The organism is Gemmatirosa kalamazoonensis, assembly GCF_000522985.1.
GTDB lineage: Bacteria > Gemmatimonadota > Gemmatimonadetes > Gemmatimonadales > Gemmatimonadaceae > Gemmatirosa > Gemmatirosa kalamazoonensis.
The window spans coordinates 665520-683305 of record NZ_CP007130.1; the positions used below are offsets into that span (position 1 = coordinate 665520).

General features: G+C 71.1%; 9 protein-coding genes. All 9 read left to right on the plus strand.

What is annotated here, in order from left to right:
• Positions 1-9: 9 nt before the first annotated feature.
• Entirely contained in the window at positions 10-1308 is a 1299-nt protein-coding gene (locus J421_RS30475; protein ID WP_025414916.1) for a RagB/SusD family nutrient uptake outer membrane protein, read from the plus strand.
• A gap of 178 nt (positions 1309-1486) precedes the next feature.
• Positions 1487-3709, plus strand: a complete 2223-nt coding sequence (locus J421_RS30480; RefSeq protein WP_104023527.1) for a S9 family peptidase — start codon at positions 1487-1489, stop codon at positions 3707-3709.
• Positions 3710-3936: 227 nt separating this feature from the next.
• A complete protein-coding gene (locus tag J421_RS33305; protein ID WP_158508998.1) occupies positions 3937-5463 on the plus strand; it encodes a serine hydrolase in 1527 nt (508 codons plus the stop codon).
• Positions 5460-7322, plus strand: a complete 1863-nt coding sequence (locus tag J421_RS30495; protein ID WP_025414919.1) for a CocE/NonD family hydrolase — start codon at positions 5460-5462, stop codon at positions 7320-7322. The genes J421_RS33305 and J421_RS30495 overlap by 4 nt, the downstream gene beginning before the upstream one ends.
• A gap of 107 nt (positions 7323-7429) precedes the next feature.
• On the plus strand, positions 7430-9337 hold the full coding sequence (locus J421_RS30500) for a serine hydrolase domain-containing protein (RefSeq protein WP_025414920.1): 1908 nt from the start codon (positions 7430-7432) through the stop codon (positions 9335-9337).
• 163 nt (positions 9338-9500) lie between these two features.
• Positions 9501-11966, plus strand: a complete 2466-nt coding sequence (locus J421_RS30505) for an alpha/beta fold hydrolase (RefSeq protein WP_158508999.1) — start codon at positions 9501-9503, stop codon at positions 11964-11966.
• Entirely contained in the window at positions 11963-12688 is a 726-nt protein-coding gene (locus tag J421_RS30510; protein WP_025414922.1) for a GntR family transcriptional regulator, read from the plus strand. Before J421_RS30505 ends, J421_RS30510 begins: the two co-directional genes overlap by 4 nt.
• 124 nt (positions 12689-12812) lie before the next feature.
• On the plus strand, positions 12813-16202 hold the full coding sequence (locus J421_RS30515; protein WP_025414923.1) for a S41 family peptidase: 3390 nt from the start codon (positions 12813-12815) through the stop codon (positions 16200-16202).
• Between the two features lie 169 nt (positions 16203-16371).
• On the plus strand, positions 16372-17772 hold the full coding sequence (locus J421_RS30520) for a serine hydrolase (RefSeq protein ID WP_158509000.1): 1401 nt from the start codon (positions 16372-16374) through the stop codon (positions 17770-17772).
• The last annotated feature ends 14 nt before the right edge of the window (positions 17773-17786 follow it).

Genomic DNA, 17786 nt, shown 5'->3' on the forward strand with positions numbered 1-17786 from the left:
GTGAGCCCCATGAGAACCCACCACATCGAGCGGGCGCTCGCGCTCCTGGCCACGTTAGGCGTCGTGGCGTGCAAGGACGTGACGGCGCTGAAGCAGACGAATCCCGGGCAGGTCTCGGCGGCGACGCTGTACGTGCCGCAGAACGCACAGCTGCTGGTGAACGGCGCGATCGCCGACTTCGAGTGCGCGTACACGCGCTACGTCGTCGGGAGCGGGCTGCTCGTCGACGAGCTGTCGAACGCGATCGGCTCGACGGCGAACTTCGACTACGACGCACGCCGGCTGACGACGAACGCGTCGTACGGCACGGGCGCCTGCGGCAACAACCAGCAGCCACCGATCTACACGACGCTGTCGACGGCGCGCGGCTCGGCGGACACGGTGCTGGCGCGGCTGAAGGAGTGGACGGACGCGCAGATGCCGCCCGGGGTGAACCGCACGAAGCTCATCGGCCAGGCGGCGGCGTACGCGGGGTACAGCCTGGTGCTGCTCGGCGAGGGGATGTGCACGGCGGCGATCAACCTCGGGCCGGAGCTGACGCCGGACCAGGTGTTCGCGGAAGCGAAGGCGCGCTTCGACGAGGCGGTGACGGCGGCGACGGCGGCGAACGACCAGGCGACGCTGAACCTCGCGCTGCTCGGCCGCGCGCGCACGCTGCTCGACATGAAGCAGCCGGCGACGGCGGCGGCGGACGCGGCGAAGATCCCGGCGTCGTTCATCGCGACGACGGGCACGGACAACGTGAACGTGCGCCGACAGAACTTCTCGTTCCTCGCCGTGAACCAGAACAACTGGGCGACGGTGGATCCGAGCTTCCGCGGCCTCACGCTGCCTAACGGGGCCGCGGATCCGCGCGTGGCGGTGACGAACACGACCAAGGCCGGCACGGCGCAGGGCTCGGTGATCTGGACGCCGGACAAGTACCCGACGCTGACGACGGTGATGCCGATCGCGCGGTGGGCGGAGGCGCAGCTCATCATCGCCGAGGCGCGCGCGGCGGCGGGCGACATTCCGGGGGCGGTGGCGGCGATCAACGCGGTGCGCGCCACGCGCACGGGCGTGCCGGCGTACGACGCGACCGGACAGACGGCGGCGCAGGTCCAGGCGCAGATCGTGGAGGAGCGCCGCCGCGAGCTGTTCCTCGAGGGGCACCGCCTCGGCGACATCCGCCGGCTGGGGCTCGCGCTCTCGCCCGCCGCGGGCACGGCGTACGCGGGCGGCGGCGGTACGTACGGCACGCTGACGTGCTTCCCGCTGCCGGACGTGGAGCGCGTGAACAACCCGAACATCGCGGGCAAGACGGGCTGAGACGCGCCGTGCACGACTCCACGTACGATTTCCTGTAGGACCGACGCAGGACTGAGGAAGGACAACCGCAAGGACCAACACATTGCTGGTGTTTCCTTCTTCAGTCCTTCGTCAGTCCTCCTTCAGTCCCACGACAACCACGTACGTGGAGCTCTGCAGAGGAGAGACGATGCGAGCAATGACATCGCGAGCCGCAGCGACGCTTCTCACCCTCGCGGCCCTCGCGCCTAACGCCTACGCCCAGCCGAAGGCCGCGCCGACGATCGACGCGTTCCTGAGCGCGGGGTTCCCGTCGGAGCTGGTCGCGGCGCGGAAGGCGGATCGGATCGCGTGGCTGGCGTGGGAGAAGGGGAAGCGGAACGTGTACGCCGCATCGGCGCCGGGGTTCGCGCCGCGGCGGCTCACGCGGTTCCTCGACGACGACGGCATCGAGCTGTCCGACCTGCAGATCGCCGACGACGGCGCGACGGTGGTGTTCGTGCGCGGGAGCGATCCGAACCGCGTGGGCTGGATCGCGAACCCGACGGGCGATCCGCGCGGGCAGGAGCGGGCGATCTGGGCGGCGCGCACCGACGGCACCGGCGCCTGGCGCATCTCGGCAGGCACGACGCCGGCCGTGTCGCCCGACGGCCGGTGGGTGGCGTTCGCGCGCGACAGCGCGCTGTTCGTGGTGCGCGTGGCGCCGGGCGCGACGAGCGCGGTGGACCGCGGCGAGCGGCCGCTCGTGCGCGCGTGGGGGCGCAACCTCTCGCCGCGCTGGTCGCCCGACGGATCCAAGCTCGCGTTCGTGAGCGACCGCACCGACCACGCGTTCGTCGGCATCTACGACGCGACGCGGCACACGGTGACGTACATGGCGCCGAGCGTGGACCGCGACGCGAGCCCGACGTGGTCGCCCGACGGCAAGCGCGTCGCGTTCATTCGGCGGCCGGGGCTCGCGTTCGGGCAGCAGGCGCACGACGCGACGGGCTCGTTGGGCGAGCCGCCCGGTCCGGCGTGGGCCATCTCGCAGCGCGCGCGCATCGGCGCCGACACCGCGGGCGCGACGGCGAAGTGGGCGCGCACGCCGGGGCTCGCGCGCGCCGCGTTCGCCGGCGGCTACACGCTGTCGTTCTGGGTGGCCGACGCGACGACGGGCGACGGACACGAGGTGTGGCACAACGCCCCGAACGACCGCGCGTTCCCGAGCGTGGCGTCGATCCAGTGGGCGGGCGACCACCTCGTGTTCGCGGCCGAGCCGGAGGAGTGGACGCGGGTGTACGCGGTGAGCGCCGCGGGCGGCAGCGACCGCCCGGTGGAGCTGACGCCCGGCACCGGCGCCGTCGAATCGTTAGGCCTGTCGCCCGACGGGCGCACGCTGTACTACGCGACGAACGCGGGCGACATCGACCGGCGGCACGTGTGGAAGGTGCCGACCGCCGGCGGCGAGGCGGTGCAGCTCACGCGCGGCGAGGAGATCGAGATGTACCCGGCGCCGCTCGGCTCCGCGCGGCAGGTCGCGATGCTGACGTCGAGCGCGACGCGGCCCTTCTCGGTCGCCCTGATGCCGGCTTCGGGCGGCGCGCCGCGCGTGATCTATCCGACGTTAGGCAGGGAGTTCCCGACCGAGGCGCACGTGACGCCGCAGGCCGTGCTCGTGAAGTCGGACGACGGGCTCGAGATCCACGACCAGCTCTTCCTGCCGAAGGACCTGAAGCCCGGCGAGCGGCGGCCCGCGATCGTGTTCGTGCACGGCGGCCCGGTGCGGCAGATGCTGCTCGGCTACCACTACATGGACTTCTACCACATGGCCTACGCCGTCAACGAATGGCTGGCGAGCCAGGGGTACGTCGTCCTGTCGGTGAACTACCGGAGCGGCATCGGCTACGGCAAGGCGTTCCGCCAGGCGCCCAACGTGGGCGGGCGCGGCAACGCCGAGTACAAGGACGTGCTCGCGGCGGGGAAGTACCTGCAGTCGCGCCCGGACGTGGACCCGACGCGCGTGGGGATCTGGGGGCTGTCGTACGGCGGCGTGCTCACGGCGCAGGCGCTGGCGCGCAACTCCGACCTGTTCGCCGCCGGCGTGGACATGGCGGGCGTGCACCTGTGGGGCAGCACGCTCGACTCGACCGACCTGTCGTACAAGTCGTCGGCGATCGCGGCGATCGACGGGTGGAAGTCGCCGGTGCTGCTGTGGCACGGCGACGACGACCGCAACGTGCAGTTCTCGCAGACGACGGGGCTCGTGCAGCTGCTGCGCGCGCACAACGTGCCGTTCGAGCTGATCGTGAACCCGGACGACACGCACGAGACGCTGCTGTACTCGCGGTGGCTGACGACGTACGCGCGGATGCAGGACTTCCTGCGGCGGAACCTGTGGGACCGGAAGACGGCGACGACGTCGTCGACGGGGACGCGGTGAGCGTCGTCTCGCGTCGCGTGGCGCCTCGCTACGCACGCATCCGCGGAGTGGACGCGGATCGCGCGGATCACGCGGATACGCTGCGGCCGATCGGTTCGAGCGATCCGCGTGATCCGCGCGATCCGCGTGATCCGCGTCCAACGACACGGAGACCCGCCCGACCGAGGGATCGTCGGTGGGCGCGACTCGCGCCGCTCGCGACGCTCGCGACGCTCGCGACGACCGCCATGCTCGCCGCGTCGTCGGCCGCCGCGCAGACGCGGCCCGCGCATCTCCTGACGCCCGCGCAGCGGGCGGCGCTCGACGCGGACATCGAGCGCGCGATGCAGCAGTACGCGGACGTGCCGGGGCTGGCGGTGGCGGTGGTGCAGGGCGACTCGGTGGTGTACGCGAAGGGGTTCGGCGTGCGCGAGCGGGGCAAGCCGGAGCGCGTCACCGAGCGCACGCTGTTCGCGATCGGGTCGAACACGAAGTCGATGACGTCGGCGCTCGTCGGCACGCTGGTGGACGCGGGAAAGATGCGGTGGGACGATCCGGTGTGGACGTATCTGCCGGGCTTCCGCGTCGCCGACCCGTACGTGAGCCGCGAGGCGACGATCCGCGATCTGCTGTCGCACCGCGTGGACGTCGAGAACAACATCAGCGCGTGGTATCGCTCGCCGCTCACGCGCGCGCAGCTCGTGGAGCGGCTGCGGTTCCTGAAGCAGGACGCGAGCTTCCGGAGCCGCTTCCTGTACAACAACCTGATGGTGATGACCGCCGGCGAGGCGGCCGCCGCGGCCGGGGGCAAGCCGTGGAACGCGCTGATCCGCGAGCGGCTGTTCGCGCCGTTAGGCATGACGGCGACGCTCACGAGCAGCCGCGAGCTGACCGCCGACGCCGACGTCGCGGCGCCGCACGTCCCGTTCGGCGGCACGCTGGTGCCGGTGCCGCACGTGGACGCGGACAACATCGGGCCCGCGGGCTCGGTGTACTCGAACGCGGTCGACATGGCGCAGTACCTCCGCTTCCAGATCGGCCGCGGCGCGATCGGCGGCAAGCGGGTGCTCTCCGAGGCGTCGATCGCACAGATCCGGACGCTGACGACGCCGATCGGCGCGTGGCAGGCGACGGTGCCGGACAGCGACGTCACGGTCGCGGGCTACGGGCTGGGGTGGCTCGTGGAGTCGTTCCGCGGCCACCGCGCCATCCGCCACAACGGCTCGATCGACGGCTACCTGGCGGAGATGCAGGTGCTGCCCGACGACCGGGTGGGCGTGGTGGTGCTGTCGAACCAGATGACGCTGCCGCTCCCCGAGGCGCTCGCGAACCACATCCTCGACGTCGCGCTCGGCCTCGCGCCGCGCGACTGGATCGGCCAGGCGCTCGCGCGCGATCGCGCGCAGGAAGTGCAGATCGCCGCGCGGCAGCAGACGGCGGAGTCGCAGCGCCTGCCGAACGCGGCGCCGTCGCTGCCGCTCGATCGGTACGCGGGCACGTATGCCGACTCGCTGCGCGGGGAGATCCGCGTGGCGTTCGAGGAGGGGAAGCTCGTGCTGCGCTATCACGCGGGGCTCGCGGCCGACCTCGAGCCGTGGCAACACGACACGTTCCGCGCCGCGTGGCGCACGCCCAACGTCTACTCGCTGAGCCCCATGCTCGTCACGTTCGCCGTCGACGCGGCGGGACGCGCGACCGCCGTCAGCAATGCGCTGCTCGGCACGTTCCAGGCGGCGCCGCGTGCGCGGACCGCCGCCACCGGAGGCGACCGATGAATCTGCTCACGGTGCTCCGCGTGAGACGTCTCTTGCCGCTTCTGCTCGTCGCCTCCCGACTCGCCGCGCAGGCGCCCACCGCGCAGGACAGCGTCCGCATGGCGTCGTACGAGCCGCGCGAGGTGATGATCCCGATGCGCGACGGCGTGAGGCTGCACACGCTGATCTTCACGCCGAAGAGCCAGACGGGCGACCTGCCGATCATCCTGAACCGCACGCCGTACGGGATCGCCGGGGCGCGCGCGAGCTTCGGCGGATCGATCGCCGAGCTGGCCGACGAGGGGTACGTGTTCGTCTTCCAGGACATCCGCGGCCGGTTCACGAGCGAGGGGCAGTTCGTGATGCTCCGTCCGCCGATGCACCGGAAGGACCCGAAGGCGATCGACGAGAGCACCGACACGTACGACACGATCGACTGGCTGCTGAAGAACGTGCCGCGCAACAACGGGCGCGTCGGCATGCTCGGCGTGTCGTATCCGGGATGGCTCACGGTGATGGCGATGCTCGACCCGCATCCCGCGCTCAAGGCGGTGAGCCCGCAGGCGTCGCCGGCGTCGATGTTCCTCGGCGACGACTTCCACCACAACGGCGCGTTCCGGCTCGCATACGGCTTCGAGTACGCGGCGATGATGGAGGGCGGGAAGGAGCTGACGCCGTTCCAGTTCGACAAGGCCGACGCGTACTCGTGGTATCTCGGCCTCGGCTCGCTCGCGACGGTGAACGACAGCGTGTTCAAGCGCAGCCGGCCGACGTGGAACGACTTCGCCGCGCACCCGAACTTCGACGCGTTCTGGCAGCGCGAGGCGCTGATGCAGTACCTCGACCGCGTGACGGTGCCGACGCTGAACGTCGCCGGGTGGTGGGACCAGGAGGACTTCTACGGGCCGATCAAGATCTACGAGACGCTGGAGCCGCACGACACCAAGCACCTCAACTACCTCGTGGTGGGCCCGTGGAACCACGGCGGCTGGCGCGGCCGCAGCGGACAGACGTTAGGCCCGCTCGACTTCGGCAGTCCGACGGCGAAGTACTACCGGGAGAAGATCGAGGCGCCGTGGTTCGCGTACTGGCTCAAGGACAAGGGCACGCTGGACCTGGCCGAGGCGACGACGTTCGAGGCGGGGGCGAACGCGTGGCGGCGCCACGACGCGTGGCCGCCGAAGACGAACGTGACGTCGCGGCGGCTCTACTTCCAGGCGAACGGCAAGCTCGGATTCGAGCCGCCGCGCGACACGGGGCGCGTGTTCGACGCGTACGTGTCGGACCCGAACAAGCCGGTGCCGTACCGCGCGCGTCCGATCAAGCCGACGTTCGGCGCCGGCTCGACGTGGTCGACGTGGCTCGTCGACGACCAGCGGTTCGTGCAGGACCGCCCCGACGTCGCGGCCTGGGAGAGCGCGCCGCTCCCCGAGGATCTCGTGCTGTCGGGCGACGTGGTCGCGAAGCTGTTCGCGGCGACGACGGGCACCGACGCCGACTGGGTGGTGAAGCTGATCGACGTCTACCCGGAGGACGACGCGAAGCTCGGCGGCTACCAGCTCATGGTGGCGAACGACGTGTTCCGCGGGCGCTTCCGGAGCAGCTTCGAGCACCCGCAGGCGATCGCGCCGGACGTGCCGCAGGAGTACACGATCGACCTGCACACGCAGAGCTACCGGTTCCTGAAGGGGCACCGGCTCCGCGTGCAGGTGCAGAGCACGTGGTTCCCGCTCATCGACCGGAACCCGCAGACGTTCGTGCCGAACATCTTCGCCGCCAAGGACGCGGACTTCCGGGCCGCGACGCAGCGCGTGTTCCGCTCGAAGGGCGCCGCGTCGTACGTGCAGCTCACCGTGCAGAATCCACCACTGGTGCCATGAGCCTGCGCTTTCCGAAATTGAACCGCAGAGGACGCAGAGGGCCGCAGAGGAGAACCACTGCAATTGGTTTCCTCTGCGTCCTCTGCGTCCTCTGCGGTTCGAATGTCTTGCACGCCCAGCCGCTCTCGCAGGACCCGACGCAGGTGCGCCGGCCGGAGACGGCGGCCGCGACGGCGCCGGTCGTGCCTAACGGCGGGACGCGCGGGGTGCGCGATCGCGGGGAGCTGGAGGCGTTCCTCGACGGGGTGATGCAGGCGAACCTGCGCGACAAGCACGTCGCCGGCGCGACGGTGGCGGTGGTGAAGGACGGCGCGCTGTTCTTCGCGAAAGGCTACGGCTGGTCCGACGTCGCGCATCGCACGCCGGTGAGCGCGGACCGGTCGCTGTTCCGCATCGGGTCGGTGAGCAAGCTGTTCACGTGGACCGCGGTCATGCAGCTCGTCGAGCAGGGGAAGCTCGACCTCGACGCGGACGTGAACCGCTATCTCGACTTCAAGATCCCGGCGACGTACCCGCAGCCGATCACGCTGCGTCACATCATGACGCACACGCCGGGGTTCGAGGAGAACGGGCGCGACCTGATCTCCGAGGACTCGGTGCACATCATGCCGATGCGCGAGTGGCTCACGACGCGCATGCCGGCCCGCGTGCGGCCGCCGGGGACGTACTCGTCGTACTCCAACTACGCCACCGCGCTCGCCGGCTACATCGTGCAGCGCGTCTCCGGCCTGTCGTTCGACGACTACGTCGAGCAGCGGATCCTCGTGCCGCTCGGCATGACGCAGACGTCGACCCGCCAGCCGCTGCCGGCGCGGCTCAAGGCGGACGTGTCGCGCGGCTACACGTGGGGCGGCGGCGCGTACAGGGCGCATCCGTTCGAGATCATCGGCGGCGCGGCGCCCGCGGGGGCGGTGAGCTCGAGCGCGACGGACATGGCGAAGTTCATGCTCGCGCACCTCGAGGGCGGCGCGCCCGGCGGCCCGCGCATCCTCGCCGAGTCGACGATGGCGCGCATGCATGCGCGCGCGTTCACGCACGACCCGCGGCTGAACGGCTTCGCGCTCGGCTTCTACGAGAAGTCGAGCCACGGCCTGCGCATCATCGGCCACGGCGGCGACACGCGGTGGTTCCACAGCGACCTCGCGCTCGTGCCGTCGGAGCGGCTCGGGGTGTTCGTGTCGTACAACACGAGCACCGGTGGGGAGCTCAGCTTCGGGCCGTTCATGAACGAGTTCCTCGACCACTACTATCCGACGCCGGCGCCGCCCGTCACGCCGGCGAGCGACGCGGCGGCGCAGGCGCGGCGCGTGGTCGGCGAGTACACGTTCAACCGGCGCGCGTACACGACGTTCCAGAAGGCCATGGGGCTCGCCGGCGACGTCACCGTCGCGCCGGCGGACAGCGGCCGGCTGCTGCTGCACTCCGCGCTCGGCGACACGCGGCTGGTGCCCGTGGGGCCGCTGCTCTACCGCGACGAGCTGGGCGGCGACCTGGTGTCGTTCAAGGCGCCGGGCGCCGGCGGTCGCGCGACGTACGGCTTCCTCGGCTTCGCGCCGATGATGGTGCTCGAGCGCGTACCGTGGTACGCGTCGGTGAAGCTGCACTGGGTGGTGCTCGGACTCGGCGTGTTCGTGTTCGTGTGCACGGTGCTCGCGGCGGTGGCGCGCGCGTTCCGCCGCCGCTTCGGCACGCCACGCGTGGAGGACGCGCTGCCGGGACGGTGGCTCGTCGTGACGCCGGCGCTGCTGTACGTCGTGTTCATCGTCACGCTGGTCGCGGTGCTCGGCTCGTCGGGCGGGCTGCTCGAGGGGCCGCTCACGGGGCTCAGGGTGGCGCTCGCGCTGCCGGTCGTCGCGCTGCTGCTCACGTTGGGCGGCGCCGCCGCGGCGGTCACCCACTGGCGTCGCGGCGTCGGCACGCGCGCCGCGCGGCTCCGCTACGGCGCGACCGTGGCGCTCGCGCTCCTCTTCGCGTGGTCGCTGAACACGTGGAACCTGCTCGGGTGGCGGATCTGAGGGTGGGGACAGGATGCCTGGCTCTTCTTTCTTCTTTCGACAGGATGAACAGGACGGACAGGATGAACACCAACAACAACTGCTCTTTCGTTGGTGTTCATCCTGTCCGTCCTGTTCATCCTGTCCGAGACAACACAGCAACCGGGGCTCTTCGATGATTCGCGTGCGTCATCTCGTCACGTTCGGCGTCACGGCGGCCGCGCTCGTGGCGCATCCCGTCGGGGCGCAGTCGCGGGAGCCGTTCGCGGGGCTCGACGCGTACGTCGAGAACGCGATGCGGCAGTGGAAGGTGCCCGGGCTCGGGCTCGCCATCGTGCGCAACGACTCGGTGATCTACGCCAAGGGCTACGGCGTGAAGGACGTCAACCGACCGGACCGCGTCGACGAGCGCACGCTGTTCGCCATCGGCTCGGCGTCGAAGGCGTTCACGGCGGCGTCGGTCGCGATGCTCGTCGACGAGAAGAAGGTCTCGCTCGACGCGCCGGCGGCGACGTACCTGCCGGGCTTCGCGCTCGCCGACCCGTTCGCGTCGCGCGAGATCACCGTCCGCGACCTGCTCGCGCACCGGAGCGGGCTCGCGCGCGGGGAGCTGGCGTGGTACGGCTCCGGCTTCGACCGCGACGAGATCGTGCGGCGCGTGCGGTTCCTGCAGCCGAGTTGGAGCTTCCGCTCGCAGTTCGGCTACCAGAACATCATGTACATCGCCGCCGGGCAGATCGTGGCGCACGTGGCGAACACGTCGTGGGACGACTTCGTGAAGGCGCGCATCTTCACGCCGTTAGGCATGACGGGGAGCAACACGACCGTCCGCGCGGTGCCGGGCGTCGCCGACCGCGCCTCGCCGCACTACACCGCGGGCGACACCATGAAGGCGATCGCCGCGTGGCGCGACATCGACAACGCCGGCCCCGCCGGGTCGATCAACTCGACCGCCGTCGACATGGCGCAGTGGGTGCGCTTCCAGCTCGGCGACGGCACGTTCGGCGGCAAGCGGCTGCTCAGCGCCCGCATGATCGACGAGATGCACTCGCCGCAGACGATCATCCGCCTCGACTCCGCGGCGCGGGCGCTCAATCCCGACACGCACCTGCAGGCGTACGGCATGGGGTGGTTCGTCCAGGACTACCGCGACCGCCTCGTCGTGCAGCACGGCGGCAACGTCGACGGCTTCACGTCGCTCGTCGCGATGCTGCCGGAGGAGCATTTCGGGCTCGTGTTCCTCACGAACATGAACGGCACCGGGCTGCCGACCGCGCTGATGAACAAGATCTTCGACCTGCAGCTCAAGGCCCCGGCGCGCGACTGGAGCGGCGACATGCGCGCGCGCGTCGAGCAGCAGCAGGCCCGCGCGCGGACGGCGCAGCAGCGCGCGGAGGCGCAGCGCGTGCCGAACACGAAGCCGTCGCTCCCGCTCTCGGCGTACGCGGGCACGTACAGCGACAGCCTGTACGGCGACATGACGATCCGCGAGGAGAACGGGAAGCTGAACCTCACGTTCGGCCCGATCTGGAAGGGAGAGCTGGAGCACTGGCACTTCGACACGTTCCACACGAAGTTCGACACGCCGGTGCTGGGGACGATACCGATCACGTTCCATCTGAACGCGGCGGCGAAGGTCGACGAGCTGGCGACGGATCTCGCGGGGCCGGTGACGTTCAAGAAGCGGCCGGACGCGGCGACCAGCGGCACGGCGGCCGGGCGCTCGGCGGCCGTCGACTACTCGGCGCCGCCTAACGCGCCGTACACGGCGGAGAACGTGACCGTGCCGACGCCGATGGGGCACACGCTCGCCGGCACGCTCACGCTGCCGAACGGGGCGAGCAAGGCGCACCCGGTGGCGGCCGTCGTGACGATCACCGGCTCGGGGCCGGAGGAGCGCGACGAGGCGATCCCCGGCGTGAACGGCTACCGCCCGTTCCGGCAGATCGCCGACTCGTTGGGCCGGCGCGGGATCGCGGTGCTGCGCATGGACGACCGCGGCACCGGCCTGTCGACCGGCAACCACGCGACGGCGACGAGCGCCGACTTCGCGGAGGACATCCGCGCCGGGCTCGCGTACCTGCGCACGCGTCCGGAGATCGACGCGTCGCGGCTCGCGCTGCTCGGCCACAGCGAGGGCGGGCTGATCGCGCCGCTCGTCGCGACGAAGGAGCCGGCGCTGAAGGCGCTCGTGCTCATGGCCGGCCCGGGGAAGGGCGGGCGCGAGATCCTGACGTTCCAGCTCACGAACCTGGCGACGCACGACACGTCGCTCACCGGCGCGAAGCGCGACGCGGCGCTCGCCGCGATCCCGGCGCGCATCGACTCGCTCGCGCGGTCGAACCCGTGGATGGGCTACTTCCTGTCGTACGACCCGCTCGCCACGGCGCGTCGCATCAAGATCCCGGTGCTCATCCTGAACGGCAGCACCGACCAGCAGGTGACGCCGGAGCAGGTGCCGGCGCTCGCCGCCGCGTTCCGCGCGGCGGGGAACCGCGACGTGACGGTGAAGGTGTTCCCGGACATGAACCACCTCTTCATCCACGACCCGAGCGGCTATCCGTTAGGCTACTCGAAGCTGCCGAACCCGCGCGTGGAGCCCGAGGTGCTCGGCGCGGTCGCCGACTGGCTGAGCCAACGGCTCAAGTGACGCAGCCGTCGAGCACGTCGAGCACGTCGAGCACGGGCGACGTCGCCGCGCGCGGCGAGAGCATCTCGCGCGCGTACGACCAGCTCCGCGAGCTGATCGTGTGGGGGCGCCTCGCGCCCGGCACACGCGTGGTGGAGAGCGAGATCGCCGAGCGGCTCGGCGTGAGCCGCACGCCGGCGCGGAGCGCGCTGCACCGGCTGCAGCAGGAGGGCTACGTCACCGGCGGCGACCGCCGGCTCGTCGTCGCGCCGCTCACGCAGAACGACGGGCGCGAGCTGTTCCACATCGTGGGGCTGCTGGAGTCGATGGCCGCGCGCGAAGCGGCCGACCGTCCGCCCGAGGAGCGCGCGACGCTCGCGGCGCGGATGCGCGCGCTGAACGCCGCGCTCGACGCGGAAGCGCGCCTGCCGCGCCCCGATCCGATGCGCATCTTCGACCTCGACACCGCGCTGCACCGCGCCTACGTCGAGGCGGGCGCCGGCCCGCGGCTCGTCGGGCTGCACGACGCCATCAAGCCGCAGGCGGAGCGCTACATCCGCCTCTACATCAGCGCGCTCGTCGACGAGATCGCGACGTCGGTGGTGGAGCACGAGCAGATCGTGCGCGCCATCGAGTCGGGCGACGGCGAGGGCGCGCGTGCGGCGACGGACACGAACTGGCGCAACGCGGCCGCGCGGCTCTCCTCGGTGATCGGGGCGCACGGAGAGCGCGGCAGCTGGTAGGCGCGAACACCATCGTCTGACGCGGAGCCGCGGAGGACGCGGAGACCACCAACGAGTTTGGCCGTTTCTCCGCGGCCTCCGCGGCCTCCGTGTGAGATCCGGACAGGCCCACCTCACATCCGTCATGAAGATCCTCGTCACCCTCGCTCTTCTCGCCGCGGTCCCCGTCGCCGCGCAGGCGCCGCAGTCGGACGGCGCGCCTAACGGCGGAACCGCGCGCGGGACGCGGCTGCTCCGTCAGCCGACGGTGAGCGCGACGCAGGTCGCGTTCGTGTACGCGGGCGACGTGTGGGTCGCGCCGCGCGACGGCGGCGATGCGCGGCGGCTCACGAGCTTCCCCGGCGCCGAGTCGACGCCGCGCTTCTCGCCCGACGGCAAGCTCGTCGCGTTCACCGGCGACTACGGCGGCAACCAGGACGTGTGGGTCGTGCCGGCGGAGGGCGGGGAGCCGAAGCGGCTGACGTGGCACCCCGGCGCCGACGTCGTGCGCGGGTGGACGCCCGACGGCAAGCGCGTCGTGTTCACGTCCGGACGCGCGAGCGCGCCGACGCCGGTGCCGCGCTTCTGGACGGTGAGCGTCGACGGCGGGCTCGAGACGCCGCTCCCGCTGCCGCGCGCGTACAAGGGCGGCTACGCGGCCGACGGCAAGCGCATCGCGTACCAGGCGATCTCGCCCACCGACGTCGAGTGGCGCAACTACCGCGGCGGCCAGGCGCAGCCGATCCGCGTCGTGGACCTCGGCGACCTCTCGGTCACGAAGCTCCCGTGGAACGGGAGCATGGACACCGATCCCGTGTGGTCGGGGGACAAGATCTACTTCCTCTCCGACCGCGACTACGCGGTGAACGTGTACGCGTACACGCCGGCCACGCAGCAGGTCGCGCAGCTCACGCACTTCACCGACTTCGACGCGAAGCAGCTCGACGCGGGCGGCGGCGCGCTCGTGTTCGAGCAGGGCGGCTACGTGCATCTGTTCGACCCCGCCGCAGGGCGCGATCGACAGCTCGTCATCAACGTGCGCGGCGACCTGCCGTGGGCACGGCCGCAGTGGAAGGACGTCGCCCGCCAGATCCAGTCGGCGTCGCTGTCGCCGACGGGCGCGCGGGCGCTGTTCGAGGCGCGCGGCGAGATCTTCACCGTGCCGGTGGAGAAGGGCGACTGGCGCAACCTCACGCGCTCCTCCGGCGCCGCCGACCGCAAGCCGGCGTGGTCGCCGGACGGGCAGAAGATCGCGTGGTTCTCCGACGCGAGCGGCGAGTACCAGCTCATGATCGGCTCGCAGGACGGCCTCACGCCGCCGAAGGCGATCACGCTCGAGAAGCCGACCTACTACTTCACGCCGACCTGGTCGCCCGACTCGAAGTACCTCGCGTTCACCGACGAGGGACTGAACCTCTGGTACGTCGACGTCGCGACGGGCACGCAGCGCAAGGTGGACACCGATCCGTACATGGTGCCGGCGCGCACGATCGATCCGGTGTGGTCGCCCGACTCGAAGTGGCTCGCGTACACCAAGCGGCTGCCGAACCAGTTCCACACCGTGATGGTGTACTCGCTCGCCGACGGGCAGACGCGCCAGCTCACCGACGGGCTCTCCGACGCGATCTCGCCGGCGTGGGACGCGAGCGGGCGATACCTGTACTTCCTCGCGAGCACCAACTTCGCGCTGAACACCGGGTGGCTCGAGATGAGCTCCCTGGAGCGCCCCGTGACGCGCGCGATCTACTTCGCGGTGCTGCGCGCCGACGATCCGTCGCCGCTGCTGCCCGAGAGCGACGAGGAGGCCGCGGCCGCTCCGCGCGTCTCACCGCCGGCGCCGGTGCCGCAGCCGCCTAACAGTCCAGACTCCGCGCGGCGTGCTCGGGGCGGCACCGGGGCGCCGGTGAGCGCGCAGGCCGCGCGCGGCGACTCCACGCGGCCCAGCGCCGCGGCGGCGCCGACGGTCCGCATCGACTGGCCGAACATCGGCCAGCGCATCCTGTCGCTCGACGTGCCGGCGCGCGACTACCAGTCGCTTGCCGCGGGCGCGGCGGGCGTCGTGTTCTACACCGAGGCGGTGCCGAACCAGCCGGGGCTCACGCTCCACCGGTACGACGTGAAGAAGCGCGCGAGCGCGCCGTTCCTCGCCGGCATCACGTCGTTCGCGCTGTCGGCGAACGGCAAGAAGCTGCTCTACGGCGCGAGTGGGGGGGCGCCTAACGCCGCTTCCCGCTGGGGCGTGCTCGACGCCGACAAGCCGGGGAAGGTGGGCGACGGCGCGCTGCGCACCGACCTGCGCGCGATGATCGACCCGCGTCAGGAGTGGCGGGAGATCTTCAAGGAGGCGTGGCGCCTCGAGCGCGACTTCTTCTACGTGCCGAACCTGCACGGCGCGAAGTGGGACGAGGTGTACGCGATGTACTCGCCGTGGGTGGAGTCGGTCGGCCACCGCTCCGACCTGACGTACCTGCTCGACATCCTCGGCGGCGAGCTGTCGGTGGGGCACTCGTTCGTCACGGAGGGCGACGTGCCGCCGGTCGAGCCGGTGCCGATCGGGCTGTTGGGCGCCGACCTCGTGGAGAGCGAGGGGCGCTACCGGCTCGCGCGCGTGTTCACCGGCGAGAACTGGAACCCCGAGCTGCGCGCGCCGCTGTCGGCCCCCGGCATCCGCGTGGCGACGGGCGACTACGTGCTCGCGGTGAACGGCGTCGAGCTGCGCGCGCCGACGAACCCGTACAGCCTGTTCGAGGGGACGGCGAACCGGCAGACCGTGCTCACCGTCAACAGCCGCCCGACGCGCGACGGCGCGCACGACGTCGTCGTGATCCCCGTCGCGAGCGAGACCGCGCTCCGCTCGCGCGCGTGGGTGGAGGACAACCGCCGGCAGGTGGACAAGCTGTCGAACGGTCGGCTCGCGTACGTCTACCTGCCGAACACGGGCGGCGCGGGCTACACGTACTTCAACCGCTACTACTTCGCGCAGCAGCAGAAGCAGGGCGCGGTGATCGACGAGCGGTTCAACGGCGGCGGCCAGGCGGCGGACTACATCGTCGACCTCGCGCGGCGCGAGCTGTACGGCTACTTCAACAACCCGGTCGGCGAGCGGCGGGTGGTGACGACGCCGCAGGCGGGGATCTGGGGCCCGAAGGTGCTGCTCATCAACGAGGCCGCGGGCTCCGGCGGCGACCTGCTGCCGTTCATGTGGCACGAGGCGAAGGTCGGCCCGATGATCGGCACGAAGACGTGGGGCGGTCTCGTCGGCATCTGGGACACGCAGCCGCTCGTCGACGGCGGCAGCATCACGAACCCGCGCGGTGGCTTCATCAACACGCAGGGCGAGTGGGACGTCGAGAACAAGGGGGTGCCGCCGGACATCGAGGTGGAGATCACCCCGCAGGACTTCGCCGCGGGCCGCGACCCGCAGCTCGAGCGCGGCGTGCAGGAGGCGCTCAAGCTGCTCGAAGCCAACCCCGTGAAGCTCGTCACCAAGGAGCCGCCCGCGCCCGTGCGCGTGAAGCGGCCGGGAGGTCGTTGAGATGCTGCGCTATTCGTTTGAACCGCAGAGGACGCAGAGGAACGCAGAGGAAACCCACAACGGTTGGTTTGCTCTCCTCTGCGTCCTCTGCGTCCTCTGCGGTTCGAATTCGTTAGGCGCCCAGCCCCGCCCCGTCGACCGCGCCGCGCTCGCGCGGTTCGACGCGTACGTGGCGAAGGCGGTGAAGGACTGGAACGCGCCGGGGCTCGCGATCGCGATCGTGAAGGACGACAGCGTGGTGTTCGCGAAGGGCTACGGCGTGCGAGAGCTGGGCAAGGCCGACCCCGTGGACGCCGGGACGCGCTTCGCCATCGGCTCCACCACGAAGGCGATGACCGTGGCGGCGCTGGGCATGCTCGTCGACGAGGGGAAGCTCAAGTGGGACGACCCGGTCACGAAGTACCTCCCCGACTTCCGTCTCTCCGACCCGTGGGTCACGCCGCAGATCACCGTGCGCGACCTGCTCACGCACCGCACGGGGCTCGGGAACGCCGACCTGCTGTGGGCGGGCGCCGACTACTCGACGGCGGAGATCATCCGACGCGTGCGCTACCTGCCGCTCGCGTACTCGCCGCGGTCGCAGTTCATCTACCAGAACATCATGTACGCGGCCGCCGGCCAGGTCGTCGAGGCGGTGTCCGGGATGCCGTGGGAGCAGTTCCTCCGCACGCGCATCTTCGCGCCGCTGGGCATGAGCGCCACGGTGCCGCTGCTCGCCGACCTCGCCGGCCAGCCGAACGTCGCGTCGCCGCACGCCGAGATCGACGACACCATGCGCGTGATCACGAACCGCACGGTGGATCCGGTGAAGGCCGCCGGCTCGGTGTGGTCGAGCGTGAGCGACATGGCGAAGTGGATGAAGTTCATCCTCGACAGCGGCCGCGTGGGAGGCAACCAGTTGCTGAAGACGGCGACGGTGAAGGAGATCCTCACGCCGCAGGTGGTCGCCGACCACGAGTACCCGACGTTCGACGCGGTGCACGCGCACTTCTTCGACTACGGGCTCGGCTGGTTCCTGCAGGACTACGCCGGGCAGGCGATCGCGATGCACACGGGGAGCATCGACGGCATGTGCGCGATCATCGGCCTCATCCCCGACAAGCGGATCGGCGTCTACGTGCTCGAGAACGCCGATCACATCGAGCTGCGGCACGCGCTGATGTACCAGGTGTTCGACATGTACCTGGGCAACACCGGCCATGACTGGAGCGCGGAGCTGAAGAAGCTCTACGACGGCCTCACGGCGCAGGCGCGGACGGCGCAGCAGCGCGCCGAGGCCCAGCACGTCACCGGCACGCACCCGAGCCTCGCGCTCGACCGCTATACCGGCACGTACCACAGCGACGCGTACGGCGACGTGCGCGTGACGCTGAACGGCGAGACGCTGCACGCGACGTTCGGCCGCGCCTACGACGGCGACCTCACCCACTGGCAGTACGACACGTTCCGGGCCAACTGGAAGAACCGACAGAGCGGCCGGGGAACGCTGGTCTTCGTCCCCGACGGGACGGGCGGCGTGCAGGCGCTGCGCGCGTTCGGAGCCACGTTCACGAAGATCAAGCAGAACTAGCGCATGGGCGCCTG